16 protein-coding genes and 1 pseudogene are annotated in these 13,338 nt (G+C 70.3%); 10 read left to right on the top strand and 7 right to left on the bottom strand.

Annotated elements, in window-relative coordinates; all coding sequences use genetic code 11:
* Positions 1-30 precede the first annotated feature (30 nt).
* From AP234_RS15775 to AP234_RS15735, 9 genes are all read left to right on the top strand, one after another.
* Complete coding sequence (locus AP234_RS15775) at positions 31-633, top strand: ATP-binding protein (protein ID WP_062416230.1); 603 nt, start codon at positions 31-33, stop codon at positions 631-633.
* 278 nt (positions 634-911) lie between these two features.
* Positions 912-1,304 carry an STAS domain-containing protein gene (locus AP234_RS15770; RefSeq protein ID WP_055480390.1) on the top strand — a complete coding sequence of 131 codons (393 nt, stop codon included), beginning with the start codon at positions 912-914 and terminating at the stop codon, positions 1,302-1,304.
* Between the two features lie 148 nt (positions 1,305-1,452).
* On the top strand, positions 1,453-1,896 hold the full coding sequence (locus tag AP234_RS15765; RefSeq protein WP_055480389.1) for a CBS domain-containing protein: 444 nt from the start codon (positions 1,453-1,455) through the stop codon (positions 1,894-1,896).
* Positions 1,893-2,117 carry a hypothetical protein gene (locus AP234_RS15760; RefSeq protein ID WP_055480388.1) on the top strand — a complete coding sequence of 75 codons (225 nt, stop codon included), beginning with the start codon at positions 1,893-1,895 and terminating at the stop codon, positions 2,115-2,117. The genes AP234_RS15765 and AP234_RS15760 overlap by 4 nt, the downstream gene beginning before the upstream one ends.
* A 76-nt stretch (positions 2,118-2,193) precedes the next feature.
* Positions 2,194-2,394: a hypothetical protein gene (locus AP234_RS15755; RefSeq protein WP_055480387.1), complete on the top strand. Its 201-nt coding sequence runs from the start codon at positions 2,194-2,196 to the stop codon at positions 2,392-2,394.
* A gap of 188 nt (positions 2,395-2,582) precedes the next feature.
* Positions 2,583-2,792 carry a heavy-metal-associated domain-containing protein gene (locus AP234_RS15750; RefSeq protein ID WP_055480386.1) on the top strand — a complete coding sequence of 70 codons (210 nt, stop codon included), beginning with the start codon at positions 2,583-2,585 and terminating at the stop codon, positions 2,790-2,792.
* Entirely contained in the window at positions 2,789-3,811 is a 1,023-nt protein-coding gene (locus tag AP234_RS15745) for a hypothetical protein (protein WP_055480385.1), read from the top strand. Before AP234_RS15750 ends, AP234_RS15745 begins: the two co-directional genes overlap by 4 nt.
* Positions 3,812-3,841: 30 nt before the next feature.
* Positions 3,842-6,175 (top strand): heavy metal translocating P-type ATPase, encoded by a 2,334-nt coding sequence (locus tag AP234_RS15740; protein ID WP_055480384.1) that lies wholly within the window; start codon positions 3,842-3,844, stop codon positions 6,173-6,175.
* A 159-nt stretch (positions 6,176-6,334) separates the two neighbouring features.
* Positions 6,335-6,838, top strand: a complete 504-nt coding sequence (locus AP234_RS15735) for a DinB family protein (RefSeq protein WP_055480383.1) — start codon at positions 6,335-6,337, stop codon at positions 6,836-6,838.
* 57 nt (positions 6,839-6,895) lie between these two features.
* Here the strand turns inward: AP234_RS15735 and crcB are convergent, their stop codons facing one another.
* Entirely contained in the window at positions 6,896-7,522 is a 627-nt protein-coding gene (gene crcB, locus AP234_RS15730) for a fluoride efflux transporter CrcB (RefSeq protein ID WP_200926529.1), read from the bottom strand.
* 267 nt (positions 7,523-7,789) lie between these two features.
* Here crcB and AP234_RS15725 point away from each other — a divergent pair, with 267 nt between their 5' ends.
* Complete coding sequence (locus AP234_RS15725) at positions 7,790-8,410, top strand: phosphatase PAP2 family protein (RefSeq protein ID WP_055480382.1); 621 nt, start codon at positions 7,790-7,792, stop codon at positions 8,408-8,410.
* Positions 8,411-8,523: 113 nt separating this feature from the next.
* Here the strand turns inward: AP234_RS15725 and AP234_RS15720 are convergent, their stop codons facing one another.
* The 6 genes and pseudogenes from AP234_RS15720 to AP234_RS15695 form a co-directional block, all read right to left on the bottom strand.
* Positions 8,524-9,438 carry a nitroreductase/quinone reductase family protein gene (locus tag AP234_RS15720; protein ID WP_055480455.1) on the bottom strand — a complete coding sequence of 305 codons (915 nt, stop codon included), beginning with the start codon at positions 9,436-9,438 and terminating at the stop codon, positions 8,524-8,526.
* An 835-nt stretch (positions 9,439-10,273) separates the two neighbouring features.
* Entirely contained in the window at positions 10,274-10,858 is a 585-nt protein-coding gene (gene hxlB / locus AP234_RS15715; RefSeq protein WP_152990428.1) for a 6-phospho-3-hexuloisomerase, read from the bottom strand.
* Positions 10,848-11,534, bottom strand: coding sequence for an orotidine 5'-phosphate decarboxylase / HUMPS family protein (locus tag AP234_RS15710; protein WP_055480381.1), 687 nt, complete (start codon positions 11,532-11,534; stop codon positions 10,848-10,850). Before AP234_RS15710 ends, hxlB begins: the two co-directional genes overlap by 11 nt.
* Positions 11,534-12,541: a sugar kinase gene (locus AP234_RS15705; RefSeq protein WP_055480453.1), complete on the bottom strand. Its 1,008-nt coding sequence runs from the start codon at positions 12,539-12,541 to the stop codon at positions 11,534-11,536. The genes AP234_RS15710 and AP234_RS15705 overlap by 1 nt, the downstream gene beginning before the upstream one ends.
* On the bottom strand, positions 12,538-12,918 hold the full coding sequence (locus AP234_RS15700) for a Rid family hydrolase (RefSeq protein ID WP_063842935.1): 381 nt from the start codon (positions 12,916-12,918) through the stop codon (positions 12,538-12,540). Before AP234_RS15700 ends, AP234_RS15705 begins: the two co-directional genes overlap by 4 nt.
* 126 nt (positions 12,919-13,044) lie before the next feature.
* Positions 13,045-13,338: pseudogene (locus tag AP234_RS15695) on the bottom strand (sugar ABC transporter permease); the annotation flags it as partial.

Below are 13,338 nucleotides of genomic sequence, written 5' to 3'. Positions count from 1 at the left end.
ATGGCCGACAGCTACCTCATAGGGCTCTCAATGACTGGTTATCGGGCAGACAGCGCTTCCCTCGCGGACGCCGATAGCGACGGCTGGAAACACTGGCAGATCACCCTGGAGCAGGTCTTTCCCAGCGGAACCCGCTGGCCCTGGCTTTCCCCGGAGGATCAGCCCTCAGCGGACGAACGGCGCGGCGGATTACGAGTCGCCCAGCAGGAGTTCCAGCGTGAGATCCTGGCCGCCCGTACGGCACGGCACTTCACGAGCGCCGTACTGCACGGCTGGTCGATGCCGGAGATCGTCGACGACGCGGCACTCGCGGTGTGCGAGCTGGTGGCCAATGCGGTACGGCACGGGCTCAGCCGGCCGGTGATCCCGCCCTGTCCCGTCCGGTTGCTGCTGTTCGGCTCCCGCCGCGCGCTGCTCTGCGTGGTCACCGATCCGAACGACGCGCCTCCGCTCCTGCGGGAGCCTGATTACGTGGCCGAGACGGGCCGCGGGCTGCAGGTCGTGGCGGGGGTCAGCGAGATGTGGGGCTGGACGCCGATCCACCCCCGGGGAAAGGCCGTGTGGGCGGGCTTCACGCTCGGCAGGGCACGGATGGAGACCGTCCCGCCGACCTCGCATCCCTTCCCGACCTAGGTCGTGTTTCACCTTATTCCCGCCCCGAGATTCCCACCTCGAGATTCCCACCTCGAGATTCCCACCTCGAGTCCCGGTTCCCCTGTCAGCCGATCCACGGTGATCGGACACGTGCGCAACATCATGTCTTCGGACCATTGACACGCATCCTGTCTCCACCCCACCCTCATCATTACTGATCCTGCCCATCAGGAAGGTAGGGCTCGTGACGAGGATCGACATTCCCCGCCCCGTCGGGATCTCCCTCCCCCCGCGAGACATGGTCGCGTGAGGGAGCCGTGGCGCCGCCTGCCAGTCCGCCCGCCGACACCGGCGGGAACCTCGAACACAGCAGCCCGGAACACATCGTTCTCTACGCCGACCGGCATCTCCGTGTCACGTGGTCGCCTCCGGACACGTCGGTCGCGCTGAGCGGAGAGGTCGACGTGTCCAACAGCGCCGCGCTCGCCTCGGCTCTGGCCCGGGTGCCCGATTCCGACCACGCGCTCGTCGTCGACGCCGCGGATCTGCGCTTCATCGACCTGTCGGGGCTGCGCGTGCTGCTCGACCCGGGCCTCGGCAGCGGGAATTCCGCCAAGGGCCACGGCCGGGCCGTACGGCTGCGCAACATGCCGCCGCACCTGGAGCGCCTACTGCGGCTTCTGGGCGGCGGCGGCCACGACCACCTCTGATCGATCATCTCCGGTCGCGTCAGGCATTTGGACGACCGCTAAGGTGAAGTGAGTGTGCCGGGAAGCCTGGTCGGCGAAGAGTTCGGCTCCTCGTTTCGACAAGGCGGCAAGTGACCCGCACAACCGCAATGCCGTGGGCAGGTGAACCATGCGCGCTCGTGACCTCATCACCCAGGTCCCCACGGTGATGGTGGACTCCCCGGTCATCGAGGCGGCGCGCCTCATGGTCGAGCGGGATCTGCCCGGCCTGATCGTGCTCGACGAGCGGAGGACGCCGTTCACGATCCTCCCCGGCACCCAGGTGCTCCGGCTGGCGGTGCCGGGCTACTGCCAGGACGACCCCACCCTCGCCCGGGTGATCGACGAGGCACACGCGGACGAGTTCATCCACGCGCTCGGCGACCTCACCGTGCGCCGGGCCCTGCCCGACCAGCCGCGCGAGCTCCCCGTGACCGATCCGGACGCCACGGTGCTGGAGGTGGCGGCGCTGATGGCGCGCACCCGCAGCCCGATCGTCGCCGTCGTCGACAGCGAACGGCTGCTCGGCGCGGTCACGCTCAACACGCTGATGACCCGGCTGGTCGGCACATGACGCTGGTCGTCGTACTGACGATCGCCTTGATCGGACTGTGCCGGTCACTGCTCCGTAGGGCGTTCCGGTACGCCCACGGTCGGGCCGCCGAGAGCATGCAACTCGACGAGAAGGCCGCCGTCGAGAACCCGGTGATGCTCTTACAGAGCCTGGCCGTGCTCGCTCCGGTGATGGCCGCCTTCGTGCCGCGACCCGTCCGCACTGCGAACCCTCGGTCGTGACGCTGCGCGGCGCGGGGTCGCCCGATCGTGTCCGATCTCACACAGCGGTTCCCGACGGAGACGCCCGGGTGCTGCGGTGGGCGCTCTCCCGCTCGGCGGGAACGCCACGGCGATCGGCGCCTCGGCCGACGCCGTCGGCCTCGTCCTCGTCCTCGTCCTCGCCGAGCGCGGCGGCGACCGGATCGGCTTCTGCCGGTTCACCGGGTACGGCCTGGTGGTGACCGTGATCACCGTCGCGCCGGCCGTGCCGTACCTCTGGCCGCGTTACCTGACCTGAGAGCTCGTAGAGTTCGGCGAGGGCCCGCGAACTCGGGGCGGACGAGCCCCTGGGACGGACGAGACCTCGGGGGTACAGGAGGTCGGTCGCCTTCCGGGCGTGGCGGGGAAATACCCTAGGGGGGTAGGGTGTTAGGGTGGGTATCCACGGTTGAACACCGGTTTTCCGGATAAAGAGGAGCGATTGAGATGGCGACCAGCACCTACACGATCAAGGGCATGACCTGCGGCCACTGCGTCAGCTCGGTGACCGAGGAGGTCGAGGCGGTCCCCGGCGTCACCGGCGTCAAGGTCGAGCTGGAGACCGGCCTGATGGAGGTCGTCAGCGACGGCTCCGCCGACGGCGCGGCGATCGTCGCCGCCGTCCAGGAGGCAGGCTACGAGGTGGTGAACCCATGAACGAGAACCTCGTGAAGCTGGGCGCCTACGGCGTCGGGCTGATCGTGCTCTTCGGCGCTGCCCTGGGCGCCGGCGCGGCGGCCGGTGACGTGGTCGCCGGCCCTGCGGGGCATACGGCCGACGCCGGGCATCTCCCGGCGTCCCCATCCCCCGATGATCCGTCACCGGGGGGTCACGACGCCGTCGGCGCCCACGCCACGCACGCGGAAACGGCGTCTGACCTGCCCGGTGGTCTGCAGGTGTCCCAGAACGGCTACACCCTGGTCCCCGAGACCACCGTGCTCACGCCGGGCGAACCGGTGGACTTCCGGTTCACCGTCACCGGGCCCGACGGCTCCCCGCTCACCGCGTACCAGGTCCAGCATGAGAAGAAGCTGCACTTCATCGTCGTCTCACGCGATCTCGGCGAGTTCCTGCACCTGCACCCGGAAGAGGCGGGCGACGGAGTGTGGTCGGTCGAGCTGACGCTGCCGCGCGCCGGAGCGTACCGGGCGTTCGCCGACTTCGTCCCCGAGGACGCGACCGGCCTCACGCTGGGCGTCGACCTGTTCGCGCCGGGCGATCAGACGCCCCGGCCGCTGCCGAAGCCGAGCCGTACGGCCACGGTGGACGGCTACACGGTCACGATGACCGGGACCCTCGCCTCCGGCGCCGCGGACACACTCGTCTTCGAGGTGAGCAGGGACGGCAGGCCCGTCACCGACCTGCAGCCCTACCTGGGCGCCTTCGGCCACCTGGTCGCGCTGCGCGCCGGTGACCTCGCCTACCTGCACGTGCACCCGGAAGGTACGGCGGCCGCCACCGGAAGCGATTCGACCGCCGAGCGGGTCGCGTTCCACGCGAAGGCGCCGAGCCCCGGCGACTACCGTCTGTTCCTGGACTTCAAGCACGGGGGGACCGTGCACACGGCCGCCTTCACCGTCCACGCCGAGCAGGGGTCGGCGGATCACGGCGCCGACGCCCACGAATCCGGCGACCACGAGTCCGGCGACCACGAGTCCGGCGACCACGGGCACTGACGCGGGGCACGACGCGAGAAAGGAGGGGCGATGACTTCCATCACCGACGGCAGGCCACCCGGCCCCGGCGGCACGGTCGAGCTCTCGATCAGCGGCATGACCTGCGCCTCGTGCGCCAACCGCATCGAGCGCAAGCTCAACAAGCTGGAGGGCGTGACCGCCACGGTCAACTACGCCACCGAGAAGGCGAAGGTCAGCTACCCCGAGGGTCTCGACCCCGGGCTGCTCGTCGCCGAGGTGGAGAAGGCCGGTTACCGGGCCAGGATGCCCGCGCCGCGCCGCCCCGAGCCCGTGGAGACACCGCCGCACGCCACCACGGGGACCGGGGAAATCGGCGCCGACGAGGTCCGTACGACTGAGGCGCCGGGGCTTCCCGAGCCCGAGGCCGATCAGGAGGACGAGCTCGGGCCGCTGCGGAACCGGCTGATCACCGCTGTGGCGCTGGCCGTCCCGGTGATCGCGATGGCGATGATCCCGGCGCTGCAGTTCACCAACTGGCAGTGGCTGTCGCTCACGCTCGCCGCCCCCGTCGTGGTCTACGCCGGTCTGCCGTTCCACCGGGCCGCGTGGACCAACCTGCGGCACGGCACGGCCACCATGGACACGCTCGTCTCGCTCGGCACGATCGCCGCGCTGGGCTGGTCGCTGTGGGCGCTGTTCTTCGGCACCGCCGGCACGCCGGGCATGACCCACCCGTTCGTGCTGACGATCGAGCGCACCGACGGGTCCGGCAACATCTACCTGGAGGCCGCCGCCGGGGTCACCGCGTTCATCCTCGCCGGGCGCTATTTCGAGGCGCGGTCCAAGCGCCGGGCCGGCGCCGCCCTGCGTGCCCTCATGGAGCTGGGCGCCAAGGACGTCGCCGTGCTGCGCGACGGCCGGGAGGTGCGGATCCCGACCGATCGGCTCGCGGTGGGCGATCGTTTCGTCGTACGGCCCGGCGAGAAGATCGCCACGGACGGGGTCGTCGAGGAGGGTACGTCCGCGGTCGACGCCGCCATGCTGACCGGCGAGTCGGTCCCGGTGGAGGTACGTCCCGGCGATCAGGTGACCGGAGCCACGATCAACGCCGGGGGACGGCTGGTGGTCCGCGCGACCCGGGTCGGCTCCGACACCCAGCTCGCCCGGATGGCACGCATGGTGGAGGAGGCCCAGACCGGCAAGGCCCAGGTGCAGCGGCTGGCCGACCGGATCTCCGGGGTGTTCGTGCCCATCGTGATCGCGCTGGCCGTCGGCACGCTCGGCTTCTGGCTCGGCACAGGTCAGGGCGCCGGGGCGGCGTTCACCGCGGCGGTGGCCGTACTGATCATCGCCTGCCCCTGCGCACTCGGTCTGGCCACCCCCACCGCGCTGCTGGTCGGCACGGGGCGCGGCGCTCAGCTCGGCATCCTGATCAGGGGGCCCGAGGCGCTGGAATCCACCCACGGGATCGACACCGTCGTGCTGGACAAGACCGGCACGGTGACCGAGGGCAAGATGAGGCTGGTCGAGGTCGTCACCGCCGACGGCGTCGCGGAGGAGGAGGTGCTGCGCCTGGCCGGTGCGCTGGAGCACGCCTCCGAGCACCCCATCGCCAGGGCCATCGCGCGTGGCGCGGCCAATCGGGTGGGCGACCTGCCCACACCGGAGGACTTCGCCAACGTCGAGGGCCTGGGCGTGCAGGGCGTCGTCGACGGCCACGCGGTCCTCGTCGGACGGCCTGCCCTGCTCGCCGAATGGTCCCAGCACCTGCCCGCCGACCTGGAGCGCGCGCTGCGGGCCGCCCAGGAGGCCGGCCGTACGGCTGTCGCGGTCGGCTGGGACGGCGCGGCACGCGCGATCATCGTGGTCGCCGACACCGTGAAGCAGACCAGCGCAGAGGCGATCAGGATGCTGCGCGGCCTGGGGCTGACCCCGGTGCTGCTCACCGGCGACAACGAGGCCGTGGCGAGATCGGTCGCCGCCGAGGTGGGAATCGACGAGGTGATCGCCGGGGTGCTGCCCGCCGGCAAGGTCGACGTGGTCAAGCGGCTGCAGGCCGAGGGCAGGAAGGTCGCCATGGTCGGCGACGGGATCAACGACGCGGCGGCGCTCGCGCAGGCGGATCTCGGCCTGGCCATGGGCACCGGCACCGATGTCGCGATCGAGGCCGCCGACCTCACCCTGGTCCGCGGCGACCTGCGGGTGGCGGCGGACGCGATCCGGTTGTCGCGCCGCACGCTGCGCACGATCAAGGGCAACCTGTTCTGGGCGTTCGCCTACAACGTGGCCGCGCTGCCGCTGGCCGCCGCCGGCCTGCTCAACCCGATGATCGCCGGAGCCGCGATGGCGTTCTCCAGCGTCTTCGTGGTCAGCAACAGCCTCCGGCTGCGCCGGTTCAAGTAGAACTCCCCCTTGGTGTCGTTCCGCCGGGCCCGCCCGGGGGGTTGATCGCGGTCGGTAGGCGATCACCGCCGTGGCGGGCCCGCCTCGCGTGCTCGCTCCCCTGAAATGTCGGTCGGCCTTAGTAGCGTCTGGCATGACACCGAGCAATGGGGGGACACAATGACGAACGGCGCGACTCTCAGCAGGGAGCGGGCGGACCTGCTCGCCGGTCTCGGCAAGCACCGGGGCTTTCTGCGCTACACCGTTCAGGGGCTCACCGACGAGCAGGCCGCGCAGCGGCCGACCGTCAGTGAGCTCTGTCTGGGCGGGCTGATCAAGCATGTGGCCCGCGTCGAGGATCAGTGGGCCCGATTCGCCGTCGGGGGCGCCGAGGCGATGTTCGCTGACGATGCCGACTGGGCCAGTGGGTTCCAGATGGGGCCGGGCGACACCCTTACCGGTCTGCTGGCCGAGTACGAGAAGGTCGCCGGGCGCACCGACGAGTTGGTGCGCACCCTGGACCTCGATGCCGCCCATCCGCTGCCGGAGGCGCCGTGGTTCGAGCCGGGGGCGAGCTGGACGGTGCGCCAGGTGCTGCTGCACGTCATCGCCGAGACCGCGCAGCACGCGGGGCACGCCGACATCATCCGAGAGGCGATCGACGGCCAGAAGACCATGGGCTGAGGTCCGCTCCGCAGGGCCGTACCGACGAGGGGCGCACGCTCGGGACCGGGACGCAGCCTAGGGGTTCTCCACAGATTTCGTCCGTCTGTGGAGAACATTCCGTACGGTCAGACCGGCGACGGCACCGGCGACGACGCCGCCGGCCCAGACGGCGACCAGACCGGCGATGAGGCTGCCGACGGCGTACGCGGCGGCAGACGTCCAGACCCCGCGGATCACGAGATCCACGATCTCCACGGTGAAGGTGGAGAACGTCGTATATCCACCGAGGAGGCCGACCGCGAAAAAGGGCCGGACGTACCATCTGGGCGGCCAGACGCTCAGGACGAACACCATCAGGCAGCCGAGCGCGAAGCAGCCGCTGACGTTGACGAGGAACGTCGCCCACGGGAAGGCCCCCGGCCGGACGGGAAGCGCCTGACCGACCAGGTGTCTGGCCACGCTGCCCAGGCCGCCCCCGGCGGCGATCATCGCGAGAACGCCCCAGATCCTCCGGGGCTGGGCGGTCCGCACGCGGCCGCGGACCGGCCCTCTCCCGGAGTCGGGTGCCGACGATCCGGAGGCGTCCCGCTCCGGGTCGGGAGGCGCGGTACGGACGTCCGCGTCGATCACGATGTCGTCGGGGTCGGTGTCCGGGTCGACCGGCGGATCCGCCGGCCGGTCGCTCGGCGGACGTCCGTGCATCGATCCTCCCCCCACATCCGCCTCCCTTCAGACGACCAGGGCCCTGACCTGTGTCAGGAGCCATCAGCCGTCAGCGGCGGTTCGGGCAGCGGACGGATGGTCGAGCAGACCATGCCACCGCCCCGGCGGGACCCATCACCTGATCACGAGTTTACGCGCCCGGCTCAGCGAACGGTCAAGCGAGCGCTTCAGCGCCGGGGAGTTCCTGACCGACCCGAAGACCGTGCTGGGGCGGGACCGGGAACGTCGCAGGGAAACCCAATCACTATGGACATCGACACGAGCATCTATCTGGAAATCAACGGCTTCGCCCGATCCACCCCCTGGCTGCAGGGTGTCGTATCCGCCTACGCCTGGTGGGGCGGGCTGACCGCGCTCGCGCTGCTCCTGCTCGTCGGCTGGTGGCGGGCCCGTCGGTGTTTCCATCCGCCGGGCGCGGTCGCGACCGCCGCGCTCACCGGCCTCGCCGCGGTGCTGGCCCTCGAGGTGAACCAGGAGTTGATCTCACCGATCTTCTCCCGGGTCCGCCCGTGCAACGCGATCCACCATGCGTTGGTGCTGCTCCACTGCGGACATGATTTCTCGATGCCCAGCGACCACAGCGTGATCGCGGGCGCGTTCGCCGCCGGCCTGTTTCTCCTGGATCGCAAGCTGGGCGCGCTCGCCGCCGTGCTCGCCCTGCTGGTGGCGTTCGGTCGTGTCTACGCAGGCGTGCACTATCCGACGGACGTGGTGGCCGGTCTGCTCACCGGGGCGGTCATCGCCGTGCTCGTCGTGGTCACCCTGCACGGCATCACGGCCTCACTCGCCGCCCGTCTCGCCCGGACCGCCCTCCACCCGCTGATCTCGGCCGGCATCGATCGCCGCGGCACGACCCAGCCGACCTGAGCTCCGGCCTTCCACGGGCGCGTCGGGAGGGGACCGGCGGCGTTTCCCGCGGTCCCCTCCCTCCCTCACGCTCCCACCTCCATGACCCCGGGTTCCCCCTGGCCGGTCGCGGCTCAGGCGGCGGGCGGCCCCGGCGGGAAGGGAATGGCCGCGAGGACGGGGATGAGCGACTCCTCCTCGAAGTCCAGATGCGCCTCCAACTCGACGGCCATCCGGTCCAGCTCGGCACGGAACCGGTCGGGATCCGCGGTGGTGATGTCCGCCAGCAGCCGCTCGAGTTCGCCCCGGATCCTGTCCACGGTGCGATGCTCGGCGCGCAGCCGCTCGATCGCCTCACGCAGATGCGGATGCCGCCGCTCCATCTCGGGCAGCATCTGGGCGTCCTCCCCCATGTGGTGGAACTGAAGGGACTCGCAGAAGGCCAGGCAGTGCTGTCTGAGTTGCAGGCCGAGCCCCACTCGCGGGGGATCGGCCGCCTCGGCGTCCGTACCGGTGGCGGCTGATCGCGCCGCGAAGTGCGCATCCGCCTCGGCCCGGACCCGGCGAAGCTGGTCACGCAGCCACCGGTGGATCTCGATGAGCTTGTCGGCGAGGTTGGTGATCTCTTCGGGGCCGGCCTCGGTGAAGGAGCGTTCGAGCGCTACCACCGGCAGCCGTCGCTCGACCCGGGCCTGGTAGTCCCCGTAGCCGGGTGCCACCCGCACGATCTCCTTGAACAATCGGTCACGCTCGGCGCCCTCCGCCGGGACCGCGATCGCGCCGAAGGTCTCGGTGCCGATCTCGACCTGCACCATGGGATGTCTGAGCAGGTTGTGATACCAGGCAGGGTGGCGGGGTGAACCGCCCGCCGAGGCGACGACGAGCAGCCGGTCGCCGACCCGGACGTAACCCAGTGGAGACGTCTGCTCCCTGCCCGACTTCGCCCCCACCGTCGTCAACAGCAGCAGGTCGCCTCCTGCGAAAGGCCCGCCGACGCGCCCGCCGTTGGCGCGGAACTCCTCGACGATCGGCCGGTTGAACTCGCTGATGTACGGTGCCGGCCGCGCATACGGGCCGTGCTCGTGGGCCTGGTCCTGTGCCTGGGCCTGATTCTGGTTCTGGTCCTGTGCCTGGGCCTGTGTCTGGGCCTGTGTCTGGTCCTGTGTCTGGGCCTGTGTCTGGGCCTGTGTCTGGGCCTGTGTCTGGGCCTGGTTCTGGTTCTGGTGCAGGGACAAGCGGGCACTCCTTGTGGCACGCGGTTTCGAACGGCAGACGCCGATGCCTGGTCGACGGTTCTGCCGGATCTCTTCGAGACGGGGCGCGCCGATCCGCCGCACGCGGCCGTACGGCCCGGCCCGAAGGCGAGGCGCACAGGGAGCCGTACGGAAACCCGCAGAGACGGCGGCTGATTTCAGGGAGACGCGCCCGGGGACGCATGAGCGTCGGCGGAAAGCGGCGTCGAAGGCGAGAGCGTGGCGGAAAAACGGCCACGCGGCCTACGGCGGCGTCAGACGAGGCGCGTGACGTGTGGACTCACGATGCGGCTCCCTGGAGGTAAAGGTGTCTCCATGCCCCCGACGTCCACCTGTCCGGCGGCACGCGACACAGTCCGCCATTAGACCCGAGACGACCATCGCCGTCAAGACAAGATCTTGGCCGGCCGCGCTCAGGCCAGTGGCCGTACGTCACGTAAGACCGGCCCTCGCGAAGGCTCCGGGGTCGTGAGAGGCTTCCGCGGGCGGCTCCCCCCATCACAAGGGGCGGAGATCGAGACGAGGGCGCCGGACCGTGTTCCTCAGGTGCTCACAAGGTGTTCCCAAGGTGCCCGCACGGCCCGGACAACCGGACGGTCGGGACGGTCCGGATGACGCCTCGCCGCGCGTGCTATTCGGTGTTGGCGTGGGCCCTGACGGCGGTCTCGTTGTCGATGCGCCGGCTGTCGGCGATCGTCAGGCAGACGGCGTCGAGGGCGATGTGGACGCACTGGTCGAAGAGGCTGGACAGGGGCTGACCGGTCACCGGTTCGCCTTTCCTGCGGTGCTTCGTCGCACCGGGAACGTGCAGCACGAGATCGGCCAGGGTGGCCAGTTCCGATGACGGGTCGCTGGTGACTGCGGCCGTCTCACACCGGTTGGCCCTCGCGGCCTTCATGGTCCGGACCGTGGCGGCCGTCGTTCCCGATCCCGACACCGCCACCACGACATCGCCGGGGGCGACCGCCGGGGTGCAGGTGTCGCCCACGAAGTAGGCCTGGGTTCCCAGATGCATCAGCCTCATGGCGAAGGCCCGGGCCATGAAGCCGGAGCGGCCCTCGCCCGTGACGAAGACGCGGCCATCCCGCATCGTCAGCTCGGCCATGGCCCGGATCGCGGATCGGTCGAGCCCGGCCAGCGCCGCCGTGATCTCTCCCATGATGGTGTCGACCGGGTCGCCATGAGTCGTGTCGGTCACGGCCGTGTCAGTCATCATCAGTCGCCTCTCTCAGGCTCGGGGCGGCAGGCGGCTCGGCCGTGAGCAGTCGCCGGAACTCCGCCGCGGTCGCCGCAGGGTCCGGGGCCTTGGTGATGGCCGAGCCGACGATGACGCGGAGATTCAGGTGGGAGCCGGCGAGTGCCGCCACGTCCTCCCGGCCGAGCCCGCCGGCCAGGGCGAGCCGGTGTCCCGTGGCTCGTTCGGTCAGCCGATCGAGCGCATGGTCCACGGCACCCTGCCTCTGCTGGTCCTTGCCGATGTGCGAGGCCCAGACCAGGTGGGCAGAGCCGGAGAACTCGGCCAGCAGCCCGTCGAAACGCTCGGCACCGGTGGCCAGCAGATCGACGAGGACTTCCATGCCCAGCTCATGAGCCCGGGCGGCACACGCGCGCAGGGTCTCGTCCGGCGCCAGAGCCAGCACGCTCATCGCCCGCGCCCCGGCGGCGTGGCACATCTCGACCTCGGTCACCGCGTCGTCGGCGGTCTTCGTGTCCGCCAGGACCGGGGTCGTCCCGGCGGCGGCCACGACGGCGGCGACGGCCGGCATGCCATGCGCCTTGATCAACGAGGTGCCGACTTCGATCCAATCCACATGTTCCGCGACCTCGCGGGTGAGGTCGACGGCGCGCGAAACGGAGATGCGGTCGAGCGCCACCTGTAGTCCCGTGGCCACTACCCCACCGGCCCTTCGACCAGCCGTTCCGCGACCGTGCCGCGGCGGGCCGCCATGAACTCGGTCAGCTCGGCCCGGGCCGGCATCCCGTCGCAGTCGCCGTCGCTCGTGGTGGCCATGGCCCCCACCGCGCAGGCCCGTTCCACCGCCCGCTCCTCCGGCTGACCATCGATCAGCGCGCTGACGAACCCGGCCGCGAAACCGTCGCCAGCTCCGAGGGTGTCGACCACGTCGACCACGAACGGCGGACACCGCCAGACCGTGTCGGCGGTGAACAGCAGCGCGCCGCGCGCGCCCTGCTTGATCACGACCCCGCGTACGCCACGCGACAGATAGAACCGGGCGATCTCCTCGGGTTCGCTGCTCCCGGTCAGCACGGTTCCCTCGCCGTGTCCCGGCAGGACCCAGTCGCACTGGACGGCCAGCGCGTTGATGACGTCGACCATCTCCTGGTGATCCGACCACAGAACCGGCCGGAGGTTGGGGTCGAAGCTCACCGGAATGCCCTTGCTCCGCGCCGTTTCCACGGCCTCGAACGCGCAGTCGCGAGCCGAGGGGGAGATCGCCAGGGGGATTCCGGTCGCGTGCAGGTGCCGTGCAGCCGTCAGGTATTCGACGACGTCGGGGGACGCGGCGAGCTTCGAGCCGGCGCTGCCGTTGCGGTAGTAGATGTACAACGGGTCGCGCCCGACGATCCGCTCCTTGACCTGGATGCCGGTCGCGGCCTCCCTGGTGGTGACCAGCATCGACGTGTCGACGTCGTCGGCCGCGAACCGGGCCCGGGCCGCCTTCCCGAAGAGGTCGTCGCCGACCATGCCGAGATAGCCGACCCGATGTCCCAATCGGGCCAACGCGATCGCGGTGTTCAGCTCCGACCCGGCCACCCGCCGCTCGAAGTGGGTGGCGTCGTCCAGCGGGCCGACCTGCGTGGCGAGCAGGCTGCCCAGCACTTCACCGAACGTCACGACATCCAGCGACGGCTCGGCCGCCGACCGGGGTGCGGTCATGGCCTGACCGCCCATGCCTCGATCTCGAAGAGCAGACCTCCGGCGAGCGCGACGCCGACGGTGCTCCGGGCGGGCAGCGGCTCGGGGAAGAGCTCACGATAGACCGCGTCGAACTCGGCGAAATCACCGACGTCGGTGAGGAAGCATGTCGTCTTCACGACGTGCTCGAGACCGAGACCCTCCGCTGCCAGCACCGCCTCCAGGTTGGCGATGGCCGCCCGGACCTGCGCGGCCAGGCCGTCCTTGAGCTCGCCCGTGACCGGATCGCTGCCGACCTGACCCGCCGTCACCACCATGTTCTCGAATGCGATCCCCTGTGAGTAGGAGGCGCTCGGGGCGGCGGCACCCTTGGCGACGATCTCGCGACGAGCGGACAAATCAATCACTCCATTCCGGTCATTACCTGCAGCTTATTGAAAGATGGAAACGGCGCGGCGGCAAAGTGGATTCCTGTGCATGATCTTGCTGTCCTCAGGGTGAAGAGGTGAGGAGAAACGGGTCGGTCACCCGCTTAGTGCGGCGGCCCGGCGACGGGCCATGGCATCGATGATCACCACCAGGACGAGCACGGCGCCTGTGACGGTGAACCGGTAGGAGGAGGGCATTGACAGCAGGTCCATGCCGTTGGCGATCGAGCCGATCAGGAGCGAGCCGAGGAGTGCCTGCCAGACGGTACCCACCCCGTCGAAGAGGCTGACCCCGCCGATCACGGCCCCGGCAATGGCGAGCAGCAGGAGGCTGCCCCATCCGGACGACTGGTTCACGGTGAACAGCCGGGATTCCGCCAGGATCCCCCC

This window comes from Sphaerimonospora mesophila (assembly GCF_001417795.1).
Classification (GTDB): Bacteria; Actinomycetota; Actinomycetes; order Streptosporangiales; family Streptosporangiaceae; genus Sphaerimonospora; species Sphaerimonospora mesophila.
The sequence above is the reverse complement of the archived record's forward strand: the minus strand, read 5'-3'. Positions and strand labels throughout refer to the sequence as shown.